At 55.8% G+C, this 17,427-nt stretch carries 22 protein-coding genes; 11 read left to right on the forward strand and 11 right to left on the reverse strand.

Annotation, left to right across the window (positions count from 1 at the left end; all coding sequences use genetic code 11):
- Nucleotides 1-18 precede the first annotated feature (18 nt).
- Both HUW35_RS18885 and HUW35_RS18890 read right to left on the reverse strand, forming a co-directional pair.
- A complete protein-coding gene (locus HUW35_RS18885) occupies nt 19-375 on the reverse strand; it encodes a transposase (protein WP_370464589.1) in 357 nt (118 codons plus the stop codon).
- Nucleotides 372-965 carry a transposase gene (locus tag HUW35_RS18890; RefSeq protein WP_255463263.1) on the reverse strand — a complete coding sequence of 198 codons (594 nt, stop codon included), beginning with the start codon at nt 963-965 and terminating at the stop codon, nt 372-374. The genes HUW35_RS18885 and HUW35_RS18890 overlap by 4 nt, the downstream gene beginning before the upstream one ends.
- 309 nt (nt 966-1,274) lie before the next feature.
- Here HUW35_RS18890 and HUW35_RS12030 point away from each other — a divergent pair, with 309 nt between their 5' ends.
- From HUW35_RS12030 to HUW35_RS12065, 8 genes are all read left to right on the forward strand, one after another.
- Nucleotides 1,275-1,595: a hypothetical protein gene (locus HUW35_RS12030; RefSeq protein WP_181252551.1), complete on the forward strand. Its 321-nt coding sequence runs from the start codon at nt 1,275-1,277 to the stop codon at nt 1,593-1,595.
- 159 nt (nt 1,596-1,754) lie between these two features.
- On the forward strand, nt 1,755-2,051 hold the full coding sequence (locus HUW35_RS12035) for a hypothetical protein (protein ID WP_181252552.1): 297 nt from the start codon (nt 1,755-1,757) through the stop codon (nt 2,049-2,051).
- A 126-nt stretch (nt 2,052-2,177) separates the two neighbouring features.
- The gene (locus HUW35_RS12040) at nt 2,178-2,642 is read left to right on the forward strand and encodes a DUF6714 family protein (protein WP_181252553.1); all 465 of its coding nucleotides are present in this window, start codon (nt 2,178-2,180) and stop codon (nt 2,640-2,642) included.
- 154 nt (nt 2,643-2,796) lie between these two features.
- Nucleotides 2,797-3,114, forward strand: coding sequence for a hypothetical protein (locus tag HUW35_RS12045; protein WP_181252554.1), 318 nt, complete (start codon nt 2,797-2,799; stop codon nt 3,112-3,114).
- Nucleotides 3,115-3,267: 153 nt separating this feature from the next.
- Nucleotides 3,268-3,642 (forward strand): hypothetical protein, encoded by a 375-nt coding sequence (locus HUW35_RS12050; RefSeq protein ID WP_181252555.1) that lies wholly within the window; start codon nt 3,268-3,270, stop codon nt 3,640-3,642.
- A 520-nt stretch (nt 3,643-4,162) separates the two neighbouring features.
- The gene (locus tag HUW35_RS12055; RefSeq protein ID WP_181252556.1) at nt 4,163-4,621 is read left to right on the forward strand and encodes a DUF3592 domain-containing protein; all 459 of its coding nucleotides are present in this window, start codon (nt 4,163-4,165) and stop codon (nt 4,619-4,621) included.
- 51 nt (nt 4,622-4,672) lie between these two features.
- Nucleotides 4,673-5,005: a hypothetical protein gene (locus HUW35_RS12060; protein ID WP_181252557.1), complete on the forward strand. Its 333-nt coding sequence runs from the start codon at nt 4,673-4,675 to the stop codon at nt 5,003-5,005.
- Between the two features lie 12 nt (nt 5,006-5,017).
- Nucleotides 5,018-5,341 (forward strand): hypothetical protein, encoded by a 324-nt coding sequence (locus HUW35_RS12065; RefSeq protein WP_219932553.1) that lies wholly within the window; start codon nt 5,018-5,020, stop codon nt 5,339-5,341.
- Nucleotides 5,342-5,409: 68 nt separating this feature from the next.
- Here HUW35_RS12065 and HUW35_RS12070 read toward each other — a convergent pair whose 3' ends face one another.
- The 3 genes from HUW35_RS12070 to HUW35_RS18740 all read right to left on the reverse strand — a co-directional run bounded on the left by HUW35_RS12070 (nt 5,410) and on the right by HUW35_RS18740 (nt 6,956).
- Entirely contained in the window at nt 5,410-5,823 is a 414-nt protein-coding gene (locus tag HUW35_RS12070) for a hypothetical protein (protein ID WP_181252558.1), read from the reverse strand.
- Nucleotides 5,824-5,939: 116 nt separating this feature from the next.
- Nucleotides 5,940-6,329, reverse strand: coding sequence for a helix-turn-helix transcriptional regulator (locus HUW35_RS18735; RefSeq protein ID WP_219932555.1), 390 nt, complete (start codon nt 6,327-6,329; stop codon nt 5,940-5,942).
- 54 nt (nt 6,330-6,383) lie between these two features.
- Nucleotides 6,384-6,956, reverse strand: coding sequence for an AraC family transcriptional regulator (locus HUW35_RS18740; RefSeq protein ID WP_219932557.1), 573 nt, complete (start codon nt 6,954-6,956; stop codon nt 6,384-6,386).
- A gap of 189 nt (nt 6,957-7,145) precedes the next feature.
- Between HUW35_RS18740 and HUW35_RS12080 the strand changes: the two genes are divergently transcribed.
- Together HUW35_RS12080 and HUW35_RS12085 are read left to right on the forward strand one after the other, a co-directional pair.
- On the forward strand, nt 7,146-8,633 hold the full coding sequence (locus HUW35_RS12080; protein WP_255463611.1) for an NAD(P)/FAD-dependent oxidoreductase: 1,488 nt from the start codon (nt 7,146-7,148) through the stop codon (nt 8,631-8,633).
- A gap of 41 nt (nt 8,634-8,674) precedes the next feature.
- Nucleotides 8,675-9,469, forward strand: coding sequence for an alpha/beta hydrolase (locus HUW35_RS12085; protein WP_181252560.1), 795 nt, complete (start codon nt 8,675-8,677; stop codon nt 9,467-9,469).
- 40 nt (nt 9,470-9,509) lie between these two features.
- Here the strand turns inward: HUW35_RS12085 and phnE are convergent, their stop codons facing one another.
- From phnE to selD, 6 genes are all read right to left on the reverse strand, one after another.
- Nucleotides 9,510-10,307, reverse strand: coding sequence for a phosphonate ABC transporter, permease protein PhnE (gene phnE, locus HUW35_RS12090; RefSeq protein ID WP_181252561.1), 798 nt, complete (start codon nt 10,305-10,307; stop codon nt 9,510-9,512).
- Complete coding sequence (locus tag HUW35_RS12095) at nt 10,304-11,149, reverse strand: ABC transporter permease (protein WP_181252562.1); 846 nt, start codon at nt 11,147-11,149, stop codon at nt 10,304-10,306. Before HUW35_RS12095 ends, phnE begins: the two co-directional genes overlap by 4 nt.
- 31 nt (nt 11,150-11,180) lie before the next feature.
- On the reverse strand, nt 11,181-12,029 hold the full coding sequence (locus HUW35_RS12100; RefSeq protein ID WP_181252563.1) for a phosphonate ABC transporter ATP-binding protein: 849 nt from the start codon (nt 12,027-12,029) through the stop codon (nt 11,181-11,183).
- Nucleotides 12,026-12,913, reverse strand: coding sequence for a putative selenate ABC transporter substrate-binding protein (locus HUW35_RS12105; protein ID WP_181252564.1), 888 nt, complete (start codon nt 12,911-12,913; stop codon nt 12,026-12,028). The genes HUW35_RS12100 and HUW35_RS12105 overlap by 4 nt, the downstream gene beginning before the upstream one ends.
- Nucleotides 12,914-12,978: 65 nt before the next feature.
- Complete coding sequence (gene mnmH / locus HUW35_RS12110; RefSeq protein ID WP_181252565.1) at nt 12,979-14,091, reverse strand: tRNA 2-selenouridine(34) synthase MnmH; 1,113 nt, start codon at nt 14,089-14,091, stop codon at nt 12,979-12,981.
- A complete protein-coding gene (gene selD, locus HUW35_RS12115) occupies nt 14,088-15,155 on the reverse strand; it encodes a selenide, water dikinase SelD (RefSeq protein ID WP_181252566.1) in 1,068 nt (355 codons plus the stop codon). Before selD ends, mnmH begins: the two co-directional genes overlap by 4 nt.
- A 193-nt stretch (nt 15,156-15,348) precedes the next feature.
- Here selD and HUW35_RS12120 point away from each other — a divergent pair, with 193 nt between their 5' ends.
- Nucleotides 15,349-17,418: a protein-disulfide reductase DsbD gene (locus HUW35_RS12120; RefSeq protein ID WP_255463264.1), complete on the forward strand. Its 2,070-nt coding sequence runs from the start codon at nt 15,349-15,351 to the stop codon at nt 17,416-17,418.
- Nucleotides 17,419-17,427 lie beyond the last annotated feature (9 nt).

Raw genomic sequence — 17,427 nt, forward strand, 5'->3', positions numbered from 1 at the left:
GCAACCCCGCTCATAAAGCTATGCAGCCCAAACCTCTCCATCTCGAACCATAGCGTTCAAGATCGTGACCATTTTCCGCATACAAGCTGTCAAAGCTACTTTTTTATGCTTGCCCTGAGCGACCAGTTTTCGGTAATGCGCTTTGATTACTGGGTTGCACTGGGTGGCACTTACTGTCGCCATATACAGAACCACGCGTACAGTTGATCTGCCACCTCTGATTCTTCTCTTGCCACGGAGCTTTCCGCTGTCCCGATTCATTGGCGCGACGCCAGTAAGAGCGGCTATTTGCTTGTTATTCAGTGTGCCGAGCTCGGGGAGATCTCCGAGTAGCGTGTGTACCAAAACATCGCCAACGCCAGGAACGCTTTTCAATAGAGCTTTCTTTTCCTCCCAAGCGGCTTCTTTTCAATCGCTGAACTCAGTTGCTCGTCCACCCATTCAACTTCCTTATCCAGCTGCTTGATCAGCCTCCGATAAGTGCTGGCCAGTACGCCATCCCCCATGATTGACTGCCTGTTTAGCTCGCGTGTTCTCATATTCATGAGTTGGCGACGTCGAGCCAGTAGGTCTTTGATTTTTCTTAGATTTTTCCCTTGTGATCTACTTGGTGTTGGCTGGATCCTCGCGGCGAATTCGGCAATCAGTGCGGCATCGAGCTTATCCGTTTTGGCGAGCTGTTCCACAGCACCGGCGTAGCGACGAATTGCACGGGGGTTGGCGATAATGACTGGCATATCGCGCTCAAATCCGGCTTCCGCCAATGGCAATTCGTAGCGGCCTGTGGCCTCCATCACCAGCCTGGCAACCTTATAGCGAGCTAACCGGTTGAGGGTATTTGATGCCATCAGGGTATTATCGGACCTCCAATGAACGTCTCTCTCGTGAATATAGAAATCCAGGAAATCCTTTCCAATATCCACGCCCACGTTAACTCCCGCCTCAGCACTTTTACGATTTGTCATGATGACTCGTCCTTGCTAAATTCGGGCTTGAAGCCCATTCGACTGTTCGAGTTTGTAAATCGGGTCGGCCACCCGCCCAGGCTTGTTAACGATCTTTGAAGATCTGGCGAGCATCGGGCTGGGCGGCCGGTAACATGGTGAGAGATGTTACGGGCTTCAACTTACCGGATTCGGGGGAAGTAGACCATACAAGGTGCTGCAGGGGACGTCTTACTCTGTGCACCTTTTGCGCAGTCGCTGCGCTCCTATATTCGCGCAAAATGCGCACAAAGTAAGCCGTCCCTGAGCACGGCGTTAAGCATAGAAACGATGAACCTAATAAAGCGCTGGTGGAACAAAAGGAGAAAGCTTCGCAAGATTCGCACCGTGTTTGTCTTTAAATTGAAAGGTGAATATGGAAAGAGCAGAAACTTGAAATTCAATCAAGTAAAAAGTGCTCTTGCAGCCGCGGGGCTAGAAGGCGAGCATGAGGAGTATGCGTACGCCCTCGCATTATCTCCCGCGCAGTACAAGTATTATCAAAAATTAAGTTCTATCGAATTTTCGCAAGAGGCACTAAGAATTGATCTAGGGGTAAGTAGTGCTCTTTTAGGTATGGGCTCCCAAGGCGCTGGCCCATGGTCCGAGTGAAAAGCTTAACAATCACGGGCAGTGAAGCTCCGGCCCTTTGGGCCTCCGCGGGACGGCTTACCTTATGCACGTTTTGCGCGGTCGCTTCGCTCCCATTTTCGCGCAAAACGCGCATAAGGGAATCCGCCCCTGCCGTGGGCGTTATGTGTCAGTGAGATAGTGAGTACGATTAACATGGAATATCTAATAAAAGAAGGAAGGGAGTTACTTCAGAACCTTGAAGATCTCGCAAGCTCTTACCATGTGAAGTCGGATATGCATGAAAAATTAAGCTGGGAGACTGTCGGGATCGGCGGAATGCTAAGCCAATTAGTTTCAGGCAGTGAATTAACTTACTCTTTGATTTCAAGTAACTTGGAGAAAGAATGGGGGCAAGAGCTTGTAGATTCTCATCCTGATCTGTTCAAGAGAGTTTATAGGTTCCGTGATGCATACTACCGCGCGAAAAACACATAACAATCAGCGGCAGAGCGACAGCCAACGCTACGCACTTTTTGTGTTACTCGCTGGCGCTCAAACATTAACACAAAAAGTGCTCCGCGCTGGCTTCACCTGCGCTGGGCGTTATGTTTCAACTTAGTCATGAATGATACTCTGGAAATTATAGAAAGAATTAAAAAGGCCTTTGATGGCGTTTCTCGGATTGGAGGAATGACCCTCTCGCAGTCGACAGCGCTCGATGATGGCTTCAGTGAGGAGGAGGTACTGGCTATTCCTCCCACTGAGCAGGATGAAAAATGGACAGAAGTTCCTGATAAAGAACTTGAAGAAAATGATTTTGGCTTGGCAAATATCGATGAAATTGGTTTTCGGTATTATCTACCTGCGTTCATGATCTACAGCCTTAAGTATGGAGAGGAGAGCCCTAGCAATGTATGCAATCATACTGGTCATATGTTGTGTAGCCCTTGGGACCATACTGATACATTTTCATCTGAACAAAAGAAAGCAATAAAAAAATACTTAAAATACATGCGGGACAACCGCAACGATTGGTGGGCGTATCGAGCCTTAGATGTTTGGTGTAAGGATGAGGTGTCCGACTAAACATAACAATCACAGGCAGGTTGCTCCGGCCCTTCGGGCCTCCGCGGGACGCCCAACGCTATGCACATTTTGTGCGGGTCGCTGCGCTCCCAATTTCGTACAAAATGTGCATAGCATTGGTCGCCCCTGCTGTGGGCGTTAAGTGTCAGTACCGATGAAATCACTTGGAATAGTAATAAACGTAGCTCTACTTATTTTTTCAGTCACTACGGTTGCTCAAGCGAATTGTATATCTGAAGCTACTGCGCACCGTTCATTTATGGTGAAAATTGAAAGTAGCGGTTCGTGCACAAAATTGAATTGCATCAATGTAAAAGCAAGAAATATCCAGGCAGCATTAGCCATCTGCCACCAAACAGAAAAAGACTTCAATTTTTGTGGTTGGCATGAAAAACGCAGGATTAAGCACGTAGAAATGTTGCAGCCTAAAGATGGTGTGTATGAGGTGAGCATTGAGAAATGCCACACTTAACAATCACGGGCAGTGAAGCTCTGGCCCTTCGGGCCTTCGCGGGGCGGCTTACCTTATGCACGTTTTGCGCGGTCGCTTCGCTCCCATTTTTGCGCAAGTCGCGCATAAGATAAGCCGCCCCTGCCGTGGGCGTTATGCATCAATAGGAAAGAAATGAAACTAAATAACCTATTTTCTTTATTGCTGATTTTCCCTTTAAGTTGTATTGGGTCAGATGAAATTTCTCATCTTAAAGCTCTAGATGCTAAGGCTTCTGAATATAGAAAGATGTCTATAGAGTGCGTTACAGATGCAAAGCTTTCGAAAAAGCCATTAGCCGAAGTTGGTACTTGTAAATTATTGTATCAATTCACTATAGATGAATATCCGGGCTTAAAAGAAAGCATAGTAGAAGCTGAAAAAGATGCGAAACTGGAGGGGGTGGCTAAAGGGCTTGAGAGCCCAGCACTCAGAGAAAAATTGGTTCTAATTATGTCCGCGAAATCTCATGTGAGTATCGCGGGCTCTATTTTGAACAAAGTGCGCTGAAAAATGCATAACAAAGCGCCAAAAATTGTCCGGCTCTGAGCGCGGCGTTATGATCCTTATCTAGTTAAAAGGAGAAAACCTATCAAATACGTAGTTAAATATTTTGGAGTATTCCTGTTTTCGGTCATGCTATCGGGGTGCCTATCAGAAGCAAATAATCCCAATAAGTGGGAGTGTAAAAGAGTGGTTATAGATCCTCTTAATCGAAAGAGTCCGGTTCACCAGTTAGATATTTCGAATGTCGAGACTGACGAACTTATTAGCTTGTATCATAAAAAAATAAATGAACTCGGGGAGCAAGGCTGGGAGCTAGTCTATGTCGCTGAAGACGAGGTGCATTTTTTTAAGCGGCCTCTTAAGTAGTTCCAGATAATAACAAAGCCGGGCAGTTTGCTCTGGGACTTCGCCTCTCCGCGAGACAGCTTATCTTGTGCGCGTTCTTGGCAGGTCGCTGCGCTGCCAGTTTTGCGAAATGTGTGTACAGCATTGGTCCTCCCTGTTGCGGGCGTTAAGAGCTAGCATGAATAAAATGCTGAAGTTGGCCGCAGGGTGTTTCTTATTAATATTTTGGGAAAGTCGTTATGACGCTTTTAGTAAAATTCATGACTACTATTCTTCCAATGTCTCAGCGTCAGTTAGCGGGATAATATTAAAATCAGAGAAAAATCGCAGTAGCAAGTCGTCGGCTCATAACGTTGAGTATCAATACGTTGTAGATGGATATACTTTCGTTTCAAATACGGTGAGCTATAGAGCATCAGGATCAAGTTATTCACGTCGAACGGTAAGGAGGTACCCCGTTGGGGAAAAGGTTACCGTTTATTATGATCCCCGTAATCCAAGATATTCAGTTTTTGAGTTGGGTGGATTGGAGTCGAGGGTGTTTTTTCAAGCATTGTTTGGAGTATTCCTGGCTTTAAGCGTGGCGCTTTGGCCTGCTGCTAGGTCTCGCTCGCAACAAGGTGCTCGCTTAACATAGTGCTGCTTGGATTAGCGGAAAATTCTGGTTTGTTTGCGCCTTGGATATGGGATGAAAAAGATGGAAAAGAATGGAAAAATGGCGACGGGTTTTCTGGCTGTAGTCATATCACTTGCGGCTTATTATTTTGGTGCGGCAGCATTTACACCAGCGGTACTTTTATCTCTAGTGTCGGCTCCACTAGCTATAATTTCACTCTTCGTTAAAGCCTGGCGGCTTGGTCTATTAGCTTTATATTTCTCTCTTTTTGCGTTGTTAACGTCACCTACTTTTGGTGTTCCTCCGTTTGCATCTGACACTGGATTTATCGTGGTTGCTTTGGTGGGCCTAATTCTGGCTGTGGTTCTAGCCATCCGCTGGTGGTGCACTTCTCGAAATGCCTAGTAAGGGCAGGCGATGGGGGCCTACTTCGAGGAGCAGGTGAAAATCCTGATTGATCTGCCCATCGTCGGTGACGTGCTTGGTCACAAGTACATGATGTGTATCGAGAACGTGGCCGACAAGCAGACCAAGGAACTGATCGATTCTGCCGCCAAGGTAGGTAACCGCATCGCCGATCACTGTCAGGCTCGTGGACTGATTGTGCTCCCACTAGCACACATGAACATGCTGTCTCCGCCGTCGACCCTGAACAAGGAAAATATCGACTTTCTGGTGGTGACCCTGAGCGAGAGCATTGAGGCCACCATGGCCGACCTTAAGGCGGAGGGATATCTCTAAGCCTTCAGTGTGTGCAGCCCCCCAATCCAAACCGGGGGGCTTGCGCCGACCGGGCAATTACCCGCGCATTACTTCCAGAACTGCCACCACTTTTTGCTGTTTTCCGCGCGCGCAGCCTGACCCTGTTCGGATCCCTTATCCATTTCCTTGCGCACTTGCTCCGCTTTTTTGGCCTGTTGTTTTTCCAGACCCTTGGCTTCTTCTTTCCCTGCGGTGGATTGCTCTTCCGCTTCCATTGCCTTGTCAGCCTTGCGGGCTTCTTTTTTCTCCATAGCGGCGGCACGCTTTTCTTCGGCCATCATGCGCTTCTCTTCTTTCTTGAGCTGCTTTTCGGCGGCCATTTCACGCTTGCCTTCCGCCATCTCGCGATGCTCTACGACGCGTTCTTTCGCTTTGTCTACCTGGCTGGCATCCGGTTGTTGCGCGAAGGCGGATGCAGAAACCAGAAGGGTGGTGGCAATCAACGCTGAGGTTTTCTTCATTGTGTCGATCCTGTTAGGTTGGGGATGAAAGTGTGGTTTAGATTTACCGAACGGCGGGTGAATGTACAGCGATTGGTAGACATTATCGAAAGCTGCCCACTGTGGCTCTGTCTCGATCAGCGCTGATTCAGTAACTGGGCGCGATAGGTGCGGGGTGTGGCACCAAACCAGTCCCGGCAAGCGCGGTTGAATGCGGACTGTTCTGAATACCCGAGCAGGCCGCCGATCTGGCTGAGTTTGAGGTTGGGTTCCATCAGGTAATTCCGGGCCATTACCTGCCTTTCCGCGGTCAGCAGCTTTTCATAGGTGGTGCCCTCGCTTGCCAGCCTCCGCTGCAGCGTGCGTTTGTGCATCGACAGATGTGAGGCAATCGTCTCGCTGCTGCACTGGCCCGTGGGCAGTAGGCTCCTGATCAGCCTGGTAACATCCTCGGAGACCGAGCTTGTATAGGGGGGCTGTTGCGCATCCAGGTAAAGCTCCGCCAGTTGCCGGGTCTGGTGGTCCACACTCGACAGCGGAATGGACAGCGTGGCGTCTGGCAGCAGGAAGCCGCACCAGCTCTAGTTGAAATGCACCCTGCTGCCAAATACCTTGCGGTAGGTCTTTTCGCTGCCCAGTCGGGCGTGGGTGAAACAGGTACTGAGCGGGTTGAATGCCTCTCCGCACAACAGCTTCATGACTTGCATGGCATTGGCGAGCCCCAGCTCGTAGGCTTGCACCGAATAGGCACTGCCGTCATCGATCCAGTATTCGAGTTTGATCTGCCGGGACTGCCCCTGCATCTCGAAAGTGCTGCGTATACCGAGCGCCGGGCAATGCAGGTGTAAATACCGCGCAATGCTATCCAGGGCTTCCCCCACGGTGGCAGAGCTGCGCGCGATCACGGAAATTGGCCCGAGAATATCCATGCCCTGATATTCGGCGAGTTTCAGGCCGAACTCCGGGTAATCGAGCGCTCTGGCGGTGTCCTCGAACAGCGCGGCCATATCGCGGTAGATCAGGAACGAATTGTCTTCGCGATTTTCGGCCAGGGGAATCCGGTGTCTGGAGAGCAGTGCGCGCGGGTCTCCCCCCAGGTTTCTGACCAGCTCGTCGTATCCCCACAGATTGGTCGCTCTGATCAGGTTGGGCACGGGCGCTCCGATTTTTTTACCGGCTTGTTTTGCGGATTCGCAACGGGGGTGGCGGTGCAGACATGGTTCGCCCTGTCGCGATTTGTCAAAAAATAGTCGTCATCCGTCAATATTGTCAAGGGGAATTTCTGAAATATTGTTCAGGTCTGGTCATCAATACATATAAAAAAGGAGACCATTGTGACAGCGATGCATTACGACACCATCATCATCGGCGCCGGGCTTTCTGGCATCGGCACCGCCTGCCATATTGCCTCAGAACACCCGCAAAAAAGCCTGGCCATTCTCGAGCGCAGGGAAGGAATGGGGGGCACCTGGGATCTGTTCCGTTACCCCGGTATTCGCTCCGACTCTGATATGGCGAGCTTCGGGTTCAACTTTAAACCGTGGTATTCCGACAAGGTGCTGGCCGAAGGCGACAATATCCGCAATTACGTCAAGGAAACCGCAACCGAGTTCGGGCTGGAAAAAAAGGTGCAGTATGGCCTGGCCATCACCTGTGCGGACTGGTCCGAGGCGCGACAGCGCTGGACCGTCACCGCAGTGCACGAGCCGTCCGGTGAAGAGAAAACATTTACCTGTGCGTTCTTGATCAATTGCGCCGGTTACTACAATTTTGATCAGGGTTATCGCCCTCACTTTGAAGGTGAGGAGTCATTCAAGGGGGACATCGTTCACCCGCAATTCTGGCCGGAAAATTTCGATTACGCCGGCAAGAAAGTCGTGGTTATCGGCAGTGGTGCAACCGCCATTACCCTGGTACCGAGCATGGCGGATAAGGCGGCCGGTGTGACCATGTTGCAGCGCTCGCCAAGCTATGTGATGTCGGTGCCGGGTACCGACAAGCTGTCCATGCTGCTGAATAAAGTCCTGCCGAAGAAGTGGGTGTTCAATCTGGCCAGAAAACGCAACATCCTGATGCAGCGCGGCCTGTATCTGGCCTGTAGGAAGTGGCCAAACGCCATGCGCAAATTGTTGCTGTCCCATGTCCGCAAGCAGGTCGGCCCCGACTTCGATATGCGCCACTTCTCGCCAAGCTATAACCCCTGGGAGCAACGCCTGTGCGCAGCGCCGGACGGTGATTTCTTCACTTCCCTGCGTTCTGGCAAGGCGGATATCGTTACCGATCATATCGATCACTTTACCGAGAGCGGCATCATGCTGAAGTCCGGCCAGCACCTGGATGCGGATGTGATCGTTACCGCTACCGGCCTGGATGTACAGCTGATGGGTGGTATGGAATTCCGCCTGGATGGCAACCCGGTAAACGTGCCGGGAAAAATGATTTACAAGGGCATCATGGTGCAGGATCTTCCCAACTACGGGTGGATCTTTGGCTATACCAATGCGCCCTGGACGCTTAAGGCCGATATCGGCGGACGCTATTTGTGTAACCTGTTCAAGCATATGGAAAAGCACGGGCTTTCCGTGGCGCGGCCGGTTGATCTCGAGAACAATGCCAGTGGTGTCGGTATGCTGGATGGGTTTGCTCCCGGTTATATGGATCGGGCCAAAGACCGGATGCCCCGTCAGGGCAGGGGAGCCCCATGGGTGGTAACCATGCACTATGGCAAGGACAAGAAGGCACTGACCGAAGATCCGATTGCAGACGGTGTATTGCAGTTTGAGCGGGCGGCGTCTCCCGTTGTGACTCAGGACCTTGAGGCCACAGCATGACCGCTGGGCCTTTGGGGTACTGAGTGTTAGGGGAATTGAGTATGAGTGCTGTGGATAACTCCAAACCGCCAGTCGTGCTGATCCACGGTATGTGGAGTACCGCGGAAACCTTGTCGGAACTCCGGCGGGCTTTTGAGGGGCAGGGGTATGTGGTGCACGCGCCCACCCTGCCATACCACAAGGAAAAGTCGGCGTACGATACGGATGACCGGGCCCGGCTGGCCCGGGCCAGTCTGCAGGAATATGTGGATTTTATTGTTGCCAAAGTAAACGCGCTTGAGACGGCGCCGATTCTGGTTGGGCACTCTATGGGCGGGTTACTGGCACAGCTGGTGGCCGCAAGGGTCCAGGTTGATAAGCTGGTGCTGCTGTCCTCGGCGGCCCCCGGCGGCATTAACAGCTGGAGCTGGTCAATGGTGCGCACCTTTGGCCGCAACCTGTTTCGGTTTCCATTGTGGCGGCGCGTGACCGAGGTGAGGGAGAGCCATATCCGCTATGGCATTGCGAATACTCAAACTCCGGTTGTTCAGCGGCAGATATTTGACATGTCCACCTATGAATCCGGTATGGCCACGTTCCAGATCGGTGTCGGCGGCTTTTTGCCCCATGGCTTTTCCCGGGTTGATGCCCAGGCTGTACAGTGCCAGGTACTGGTGATCGGCGGAACAGTCGACCGCATTACCCCGATCAAAATACAGCGTGCTATCGCCAACAAATATGGTGCGCGGGCACAATTGTTGGAGCTGCCCGGCGTCTGTCACTGGACGGTAGGGGGCAGTAACTTTCCCCGGGTTTGCTCGGCCATGTTCCACTGGCTGGAAAATAAGGCGGCATAAGCACATCTGGTGATTGGCTTATCCAATAATTGTGCGCAGTTTATTTGGCCAGGTATTTCTGCCTTAACCACCGGCTGAACCCGTCCACCGCAAACACCAGTATCAGGATGGCGAGAATGACCGTCGCTGCCTGAAACTGCTGAAACAGGCTCAGGTGAATATACAACATCTGCCCGAGTCCTCCGGCCCCCACAAAGCCGAGCACGCTGGAAATGCGGATATTATTTTCCCAGCGGTACAGGGTATACGCGGACCATTGGGGCCACAGTATCGGCAGGGTGCCGTAAAGGAACGCGGTGGTGCGGGAGCCCCCGCAATTGCGTACCGCATCGGCAGCTGTGGTAGGGGTGTTCTCAAGGGCCTCGGCAAACAGGCGGCCCAGTACACCGGTGGTGTGCAGGGCGAGTGCCAGGGTGCCGGCATTGGGGCCCAGTCCTGCGGCCAGCACCATCAGCGCCGCCCACACCAGCTCCGGAACGGAACGCAGCGCATTGAGCACAGCGCGCGCACACGCCTGCATTAACCCGCCCAAATATTCCGCTGCCGGTAACGCGAGGCAGGCGCCCAGCAGCGCCGCCAGTAAAGTACCCATGGCGGACATGGCGATGGTCTCCAGTGCGGCCTGGCCCACTGCCCGTAAAAAGGCGGGGGACAGATCCGGCTGCAGGAACTCGGCAAAATACGCGGCCATTGCATGCAGGGTTGCGGGCTCTGCAAGCGCAGAAAAATCGATGGCAAGGAAGCAAAAGGCAGTGACAATCGCGCCGAGGATAGCCAACAGCAGGAACAGGTTACCCCAGCGGAAAGGGTATTTTCTGGAGGTGGTTTCCGGTTTCACAGTAGCCGACTCCGCAGCAGGCGACTGATCTGGTCGGCAATCAAAACCAGCAGCAGAAATACCAGCAGGATCGTGACGACCTCATTGCCGGCAAACATCCGCAGAGAGAGCTCCAGCTGCTGCCCCAGGCCGCCGGCACCGACAAACCCCATCACCACCGAGGCGCGCAGGGCGCATTCCCAGCGGTAGACCGTATAGGAAAGCATCTCGCCGGCGGCATTGGGTAATACGCCAAACAGGAATGCGCTAAACCGCGAAGCGCCGGCGCCGATCAGTGCCTCCGCCGGCCGCCGGTCCACCGACTCAAAAATTTCTCCGTAGACTTTGCCCAGCATCCCCACATAGGTAATGGCGATTGCCAGCACGCCGGCGCTTGGGCCTAGCCCCACCGCGCGCACGAACAGCAGTGCCCATACGATTTCCGGCACGCTGCGCAGCAAAACCAGCAGTGCGCGCACCGGCAGGCGCAGGCTGCGCCCCAGCAGCGAGGGCTGTCCGCGCCGGTGTAATGCCGAGCGAGACAGGGCGCGGGTAACCAGAAGGGCGGCGGCGAAGGCGGGTGGCAGTGCCAGTGCGATGCCGGCCACGGCAATGGCGAGGGTTTCCAGGGTCGATCGCCACAGGAGTTCGAGAAACTCGCGGTTATGTGCCGGCGGCCAGGCGCCATTGAGCAATGTGCCCATGGCCTGGGTGTTATCCCTATCGAATAGCACGCCCGGATTCAGTTCACTGAAATGGAGGCCCGGCCACAGTAGCAGTAGCGCCACGGCGCCCAGCAGCAAGCGGGGCAGGAGCGCCGGATCGCGCTGTTGCCATCCCGATGGATCGGCGGCTGTGTGCATGCTGGGTTGCGTCATCGCTGAAGGTCAGTCATCAGGGTTGGCAGCGCGGTGGTGTCAGTGGCTGCCATTGCGTTTGCTCCTGGCCGGCATGGTTAACTGCAGGTTGCAGCTGTTCGTTGGCGTAGAGCCGGTCCAGCTCGCCGGCGGTGATCTTTTCCACCGGTTTGTCGAACAGTATGGTGCCGTCGCGCAGGCCGATGACCCGGGGAAACAGTCCCATCGCCAGTTCCAGATTGTGAAGACTCACCACCAGGGTTGCGCTGTGTTGTTCCGCTTCCTGCTTCAACAAATTCAGCGTGTGTTCCGCCAGTACCGGGTCCATCGCGGACACCGGCTCATCGGCCAGAATCAGTGCCGGCTGCTGGTACAGGGCGCGGGCGATGGCGACACGCTGCAATTGACCTCCGGAGAGTTGATCGCAGCGCTCGAATAGTTTGTCCGCCAGATCCAGTTTCTCCAGGGTTGCGCGCACACCTGGAATATCCATCGGATAAAAAAAGTTGAGCAGGCCCTTAAATCGCGACCACTGACCCGCGCGACCGGCGGCGACGGCGGTCACCACCCGTTGCCGCGGTGGCAGCGGAGGCGACTGTTGAATCAGGCCGATTCGCGCGCGCAATTTCTGGCGCGCGCCACTACTGATCGACCAGGGGGAGGTATTGAGAATGCCGATGTTGCCGGTGTCGGGCCGCTGCGCGGTCGCCAGCAGGCGCAGCAGTGTGCTTTTACCGGCACCGGAAGGCCCGATAATCGCTACCTGCTCACCTTCTTTGATGGCGAGTGCAATATTCTCCAGCGCCGGATTTATCTGGGGCTGATGCTGGAGCGCGGTTGTGGCGCGCGTGAAGGTCACGCCGACACCGCGCAACGCGATATTCATTTCAGCAGGCCCACCGAGCGCGCGGCATCTTCAATGGACTGGTAGTTTTCCGGAGCCGTTTCGATAAAACGCTCTGCGGCCTGTAGATCGAGAATGGCCTTGTGCTCGGGATTGGCCGGGTCCAGTGCCAGAAAAGCGGCCTTGATTTTTTTCGTCAGGGCAGGGGAGAGATCACCGCGTACGGTCCAGTTGTAATCGAAGTAGGGCGGCGTCGTGGCCAGCACCCGCACCTTGTCGGTATCCACCTTGCCGCTGGCTACCAGCTTGTCCCACACCGAGGCATTCAGCACACCGGCATCCGCCTTGCCGGCCTGAACCCAGGCCGCAGTGGCATCGTGGGCGCCGGAGTAGGCCACTCGCCCGAAGAATGTTTCCGGCTCGATACCGTCTTTTGCCATAAAGTAGCGCGGCATCAGGCTGCCGGAGGTGGATGAGATGGAGCCGAAGACAAAGCTTTTGCCCTTCAGATCCTGCAATTTTTCCACACCGGGGTCGGCGGTAATGAACTTGCTGGTGAACCGGCGATCCTGTTCCCGCTGTACCAGAGGGATGGCATTGCCGGTTTTCAGGCGCGCCTGCACAAAGGTGAATCCACCAAGCCAGGCCAGGTCGACGCGGTCGGCCGCCAGGCTTTCCACCACCGCCGCATAGTCGGTCACCGGAATAAATTTCACCGGCATTCCCAGCTGCTGTTCCAGATAACTACCCAGCGGCTTGAACTTGCGCAGCAGTTCTGTGGGCGCTTCATCGGGAATTGCGGAGACGCGCAGTACCTTAGGGCTGGATTCATCGGCGCTGGCGGTAGCGCCGAAAAGCAGGGTAAGGGGGAGCAGGCAAAGGGCAACAAGCACCTTTGCCCATTGCTGAGGGGCACGATTTAACATGCGAGTTCTCCAGTTCAATAGTGGAAAAAACGATTAACGGATTGTCGGAAAAAATTCGGCTTACTTTATTGCACTTGTGCGCGCAGATACTCCACCACTTCGCGCTGGTTGCCGCGGAATACGATACGTGCGGCTTTCTTTTCCGCCTGGTAGACGTACATGGGGTCGTAGTAGTCCCGCAGCAGCGCGGTGATCCAGTCCCGGTGGCGGTCCACATTGCCATCGGCGGTCTGTTGTTGCAGCGCCTCCTGCATAATGGTGTCCAGTTCCTGGTAGCGCTGGCCACCGAGCCGTTTGGTGATGTTGGCCAGGTTCTGGCGCAGTGCCTGGGTAAAGGCCACCGGCCCTTCTTCGGCGCCGTGCAGTTTCACAAACTCCGCGCACAGGTCGACCACGTAATCCTTCAGGATCCGCTCCACGCGGCCTTCCAGTGTGTCGTCCAGCCATACCAGCGGGTAGTTGCCCATTCCCTGATGCAGCGACAGTGGCACAGAACAGCGGCCAATCAGGCGACTTTCGTCTTCCAGCACAAAGTGCGTCTGGCCCGCAGTGCGGCGCTTGAGAAAATCCACCGCCAGTGCATTTTCAAATGCGATCTGTGGCGGTTGCGCGGTGGCCCGTTTGCCAAAGCTGGAGCCGCGGTGGTTAGCGTGGCCCTCGAGGTCCACGGCGTTGTCCAGCTGCATCAGTACTTCAGTTTTACCGGTACCGGTCATACCACCCACCAGGGTAAAGCGGCATTCGCGTACGGCGCTTTCGATTTCCTCGATCAGGAAGGTGCGCATTGCCTTGTAGCCGCCGGTAATTCTCGGATACGGGACACCGGCCTCATACAGCCACTGCTGGCTGATCTGGGAGCGCAGGCCACCGCGGAAGCAGAACAGGTAGCCCTCGGGATGGTTGCGGGCAAATTCGCTCCAGGCGGCCACGCGCGCTTCCTTGACCGCGCCGCTGACCAGCTCGTGACCGAGCGCGATTGCCGCCTGCTGGCCTTTCTGTTTGTAGCAGGTGCCCACCTTCTGGCGTTCGATATCGGTCATCAGCGGCAGGTTAACCGCGTTGGGAAAAGATCCCTTGTTGAACTCCACCGGTGCGCGGGTATCGATCATGGGCACATCGTGGAGGAAGATCTCGCGGAAGTCGGCGGTATCCGGCCGTGGGCCTTTCACCGCGCTCATCGCAGGGTCACCGCGAAATCGTGGCCGGCGTCTTCCCGAGCCACCAGTTCGCCGATGGGGGCTAGGTGCAAATCCAGTGCCTGAGCGGCAGCGAGAAACTCTGCCTCACCTTCTGGAGTAACGGCCACCAGTAATCCGCCGCTGGTCTGCGGGTCGCACAGCAGTTGGTGCTGGCTTTCCTCATTCAGGCGCACCCGGTGTCCGTAGCTTTCAAAGTTGCGCCCGGTACCGCCGGGAATACAGCCCTGCTCGAGATAGTGGGGCACGCTGGCAATTCGGGGTACGGCGTCGAAGTCCAGTTCGGCACACAGGCCGCTGCCATCCGCCAGTTCCACCAGGTGACCGAGCAGGCCGAAACCGGTGACGTCGGTCATCGCCGTGACGCCGGACAGCCGCGCAAAGTGGCTGCCAGGGCGATTGAGGGTGCACATCAGGTCACGTGCCACACCGATATCTTCCTCGCGCAGCTTGCCCTGTTTTTCGGCGGTGGTGAGCACGCCGATGCCGATGGGCTTGGTCAGATACAGTTTGCAGCCGGCGGTGGCGGTGTCATTGCGTTTCAGCCGGCGTTTTTCCACCACACCGGTGACGGCCAGGCCGAAGATGGGTTCCGGGGCATCGATGGAGTGGCCGCCCGCCAGCGGGATGCCTGCGGCTTCACACACGGCACGGCCGCCGCGAATCACTTCCCGCGCCACTTCCGGCGCCAGCACATTTACCGGCCAGCCGAGAATGGCGATGGCCATCAGCGGATCGGCCCCCATGGCATAGATATCACTGATGGCGTTGGTGGCGGCGATGCGGCCAAAGTCGTAGGGATCATCCACGATCGGCATAAAGAAGTCGGTGGTCGACACCACCCCGCGCTCCTCGTCCAGCGCGTACACGGCGGCATCGTCGCGGGAGCTATTGCCCACCCACAGGTTGGCATCGGCGAGCTGGGTACCGCTGTCTGCGAGAATCTTGTCGAGAACTGCGGGCGCAATTTTGCAGCCGCAGCCGGCGCCGTGGCTGTACTGGGTCAGGCGAACGGGCCCTGAGGAGGCAGGAGCGTGATTGGACATGGAAGCCTTGTGCGTTGACGGGACGAATGCCGGGATGAAAGACGGGTATTTTATCAGTGGTTGGCGGGTGTTTTCATCCGCGCCGTTCGACCCGCTTGCAGCAACCGTGGTAATCCATTTGAATGACCGGTGAGTACAAAAAGAATACGGTTGGCTAAGTAAATCCATTGATGGCTGCAAAGTGGGGTGTGTGTTGGCTTTGAAATCTCTGGCTGGATTTCTGTTTTCCTTTTTTCTCTGGGGCCTCGCGTGTCACAGCCTCGGGGATACGACGCAGGAAACCGCCTCCGGTGACCATGTAAAAGTACGCTGGCTGGCGCCGGATACGTTTGCCGGTGGAACCGAAACCATCGGCTTCTATTTCGAAGTTGACCCCGGTTGGCATGTTTACTGGCGCAATGCCGGGGATTCTGGCGCTGCTCCGCGCTTTGATTTTGTCGGCGCCAGTGGCGATGTGGGCGATATTCAATGGCCGTTTCCAGTACGCCTACCCATCGAGCATCTGACCAATCTCGGCTACGAGGGCGATGTGGCCTACCTGTTTTCGGTAAAGCCCGATGCGTCGCGCATGGAGCTGGTGGTGAATCTCGAGTGGCTGGTGTGCAAGGTCGATTGCATTCCCGGCTACGGCACAATGATCCTGTCGCAGCCTGTGGCGGATGCCGCACAGTGGTCCCCTGAGGACAAGGCGCTGCGGGACCGGTTCGCCGCACGGGTGCCCGAATCCGCCGACACCGGAAACTTTCCCTGGACGGTAGCCAATGTGTCCGCCGCGACGGAAGGGGATTCCCTGCAGCTTATCCTGGAGGCGGGCGAGAGCGCGACCGAGCGGCCCGCCCCGGATGTATTCCCTCTCGATGGCGGCTTGCTTACCGCCAAGGCGCCTCAGGTTGAGCAATCGGAAAATACCATCCGCTACACCTTCCAGCGGGTGGCCGGTGCCCCGGTGACACCGGCCACCGGATTTGTTGTCAGTGACGGCGAACGCGCCTGGCAGCTGGACGATGTAGAAATCCAGGCCGCGCCCACCAGTGCACCGGGTGCGCAACCCGCGCCCGTCGACGGCGGTCAGCCGTTGTGGCTGCTGGTGCTCGCCGCCATTGCCGGCGGTGCCATTCTCAATCTGATGCCCTGTGTATTCCCGGTACTGTCCATCAAGCTGTTTGGCCTGGTTGGCCCGGAAGCAGAGGCCTCCGGCCGCCTCAAGGAAGGCCTGCGCTATGCCGCGGGTGTGCTGGTGACCTTTGCCGCGCTGGGTGCGCTGTTACTGATCCTGCGTGCCGGCGGTGCCGCCATTGGCTGGGGGTTCCAGCTGCAATCGGCGCCGGTGGTACTGGGGCTGATTCTGCTGTTCTGGGTAATGGCGCTGTCGTTTAGCGGCCTGTATGAATTCGGCCACCACCTGATGAACCTGGCGGGCAACAGCCGCGGTGGCGCCTTTGTGACCGGTGTGCTGGCGGTATTTGTGGCCGCGCCCTGTACCGGCCCGTTTATGGGCGCCGCACTCGGGGCAGCGACACTGCTGCCGGCCTACGGCGCCATGGCTATTTTCCTTGGCCTGGGTATCGGCCTGGCGCTGCCGTTTGTGTTGCTGTGCGCCTTTCCCGCGCTGCTCAACCGCCTGCCGGCACCGGGTCCCTGGATGGAAACCCTGCGTCAGTTTCTCGCGTTTCCCCTGTATGCCACGGTGATCTGGCTGATGTGGGTACTGGGCAGGCTGATTGGTGAAAGCGGCTGGCTGATCAGCGCCCTGCTGATGCTGGCGGTGGTGTTTGCCTTCTGGCTGGGCCGCCACCAGTTCCGGGGCAGTCGCTGGATCGCCTGGTTACTGGTCCTCGCCGCGCTGGTGATGAGTTTTGGCGCGGTCAGCAAATTACAGCAAAGCGGCAGTGGCGTGAAAGGCGCCCAAGTCGAGTTGGAAGCCGGCTGGCAGCCCTACGACCGCAATGCGATCAATCAGGCACTGGCACGCAACCAGGCCGTGTTTATCGACTACACCGCGGCCTGGTGTATTACCTGTCAGGTGAATAAAAAACTGGTGTTGGAGTCCGAGGAGGTCGAGGCGCTGTTCCGGGACAATGACGTATTTCTGGTGCGCGCGGACTGGACCGATCAGGACCCGGGAATTACCCGCGCACTGGGGGAGCTGGGAAGGAACTCGGTGCCGGTTTATGCCTGGTATGCCCCCGGGGAGCGCACACCAGTTTTACTGCCGCAGATACTGAAACCAGAGATGATCGAAGCACTGTTCAATCAGGAATGATTTTATCAA

It is taken from the genome of Microbulbifer sp. YPW1, from assembly GCF_013367775.1.
Lineage (GTDB): Bacteria > Pseudomonadota > Gammaproteobacteria > Pseudomonadales > Cellvibrionaceae > Microbulbifer.

Excerpts from the sequence above, each read along its gene's own strand:
- HUW35_RS12105 (WP_181252564.1), bottom strand. The coding sequence starts at position 12,913 with ATGTTAAATCGTGCCCCTCAGCAATGGGCAAAGGTGCTTGTTGCCCTT.
- mnmH (WP_181252565.1), bottom strand. The coding sequence starts at position 14,091 with ATGAGCGCGGTGAAAGGCCCACGGCCGGATACCGCCGACTTCCGCGAG.
- HUW35_RS12100 (WP_181252563.1), bottom strand. The coding sequence starts at position 12,029 with ATGAATATCGCGTTGCGCGGTGTCGGCGTGACCTTCACGCGCGCCACA.
- HUW35_RS12065 (WP_219932553.1), top strand. The coding sequence starts at position 5,018 with ATGGGGGCCTACTTCGAGGAGCAGGTGAAAATCCTGATTGATCTGCCC.
- HUW35_RS12085 (WP_181252560.1), top strand. The coding sequence starts at position 8,675 with ATGAGTGCTGTGGATAACTCCAAACCGCCAGTCGTGCTGATCCACGGT.
- HUW35_RS12040 (WP_181252553.1), top strand. The coding sequence starts at position 2,178 with ATGAATGATACTCTGGAAATTATAGAAAGAATTAAAAAGGCCTTTGAT.
- HUW35_RS12030 (WP_181252551.1), top strand. The coding sequence starts at position 1,275 with ATGAACCTAATAAAGCGCTGGTGGAACAAAAGGAGAAAGCTTCGCAAG.
- HUW35_RS12080 (WP_255463611.1), top strand. The coding sequence starts at position 7,146 with ATGCATTACGACACCATCATCATCGGCGCCGGGCTTTCTGGCATCGGC.
- HUW35_RS12045 (WP_181252554.1), top strand. The coding sequence starts at position 2,797 with ATGAAATCACTTGGAATAGTAATAAACGTAGCTCTACTTATTTTTTCA.
- HUW35_RS12060 (WP_181252557.1), top strand. The coding sequence starts at position 4,673 with ATGAAAAAGATGGAAAAGAATGGAAAAATGGCGACGGGTTTTCTGGCT.
- HUW35_RS12055 (WP_181252556.1), top strand. The coding sequence starts at position 4,163 with ATGAATAAAATGCTGAAGTTGGCCGCAGGGTGTTTCTTATTAATATTT.
- HUW35_RS12050 (WP_181252555.1), top strand. The coding sequence starts at position 3,268 with ATGAAACTAAATAACCTATTTTCTTTATTGCTGATTTTCCCTTTAAGT.
- selD (WP_181252566.1), bottom strand. The coding sequence starts at position 15,155 with ATGTCCAATCACGCTCCTGCCTCCTCAGGGCCCGTTCGCCTGACCCAG.
- HUW35_RS12070 (WP_181252558.1), bottom strand. The coding sequence starts at position 5,823 with ATGAAGAAAACCTCAGCGTTGATTGCCACCACCCTTCTGGTTTCTGCA.
- HUW35_RS18890 (WP_255463263.1), bottom strand. The coding sequence starts at position 965 with ATGACAAATCGTAAAAGTGCTGAGGCGGGAGTTAACGTGGGCGTGGAT.
- HUW35_RS12095 (WP_181252562.1), bottom strand. The coding sequence starts at position 11,149 with ATGCACACAGCCGCCGATCCATCGGGATGGCAACAGCGCGATCCGGCG.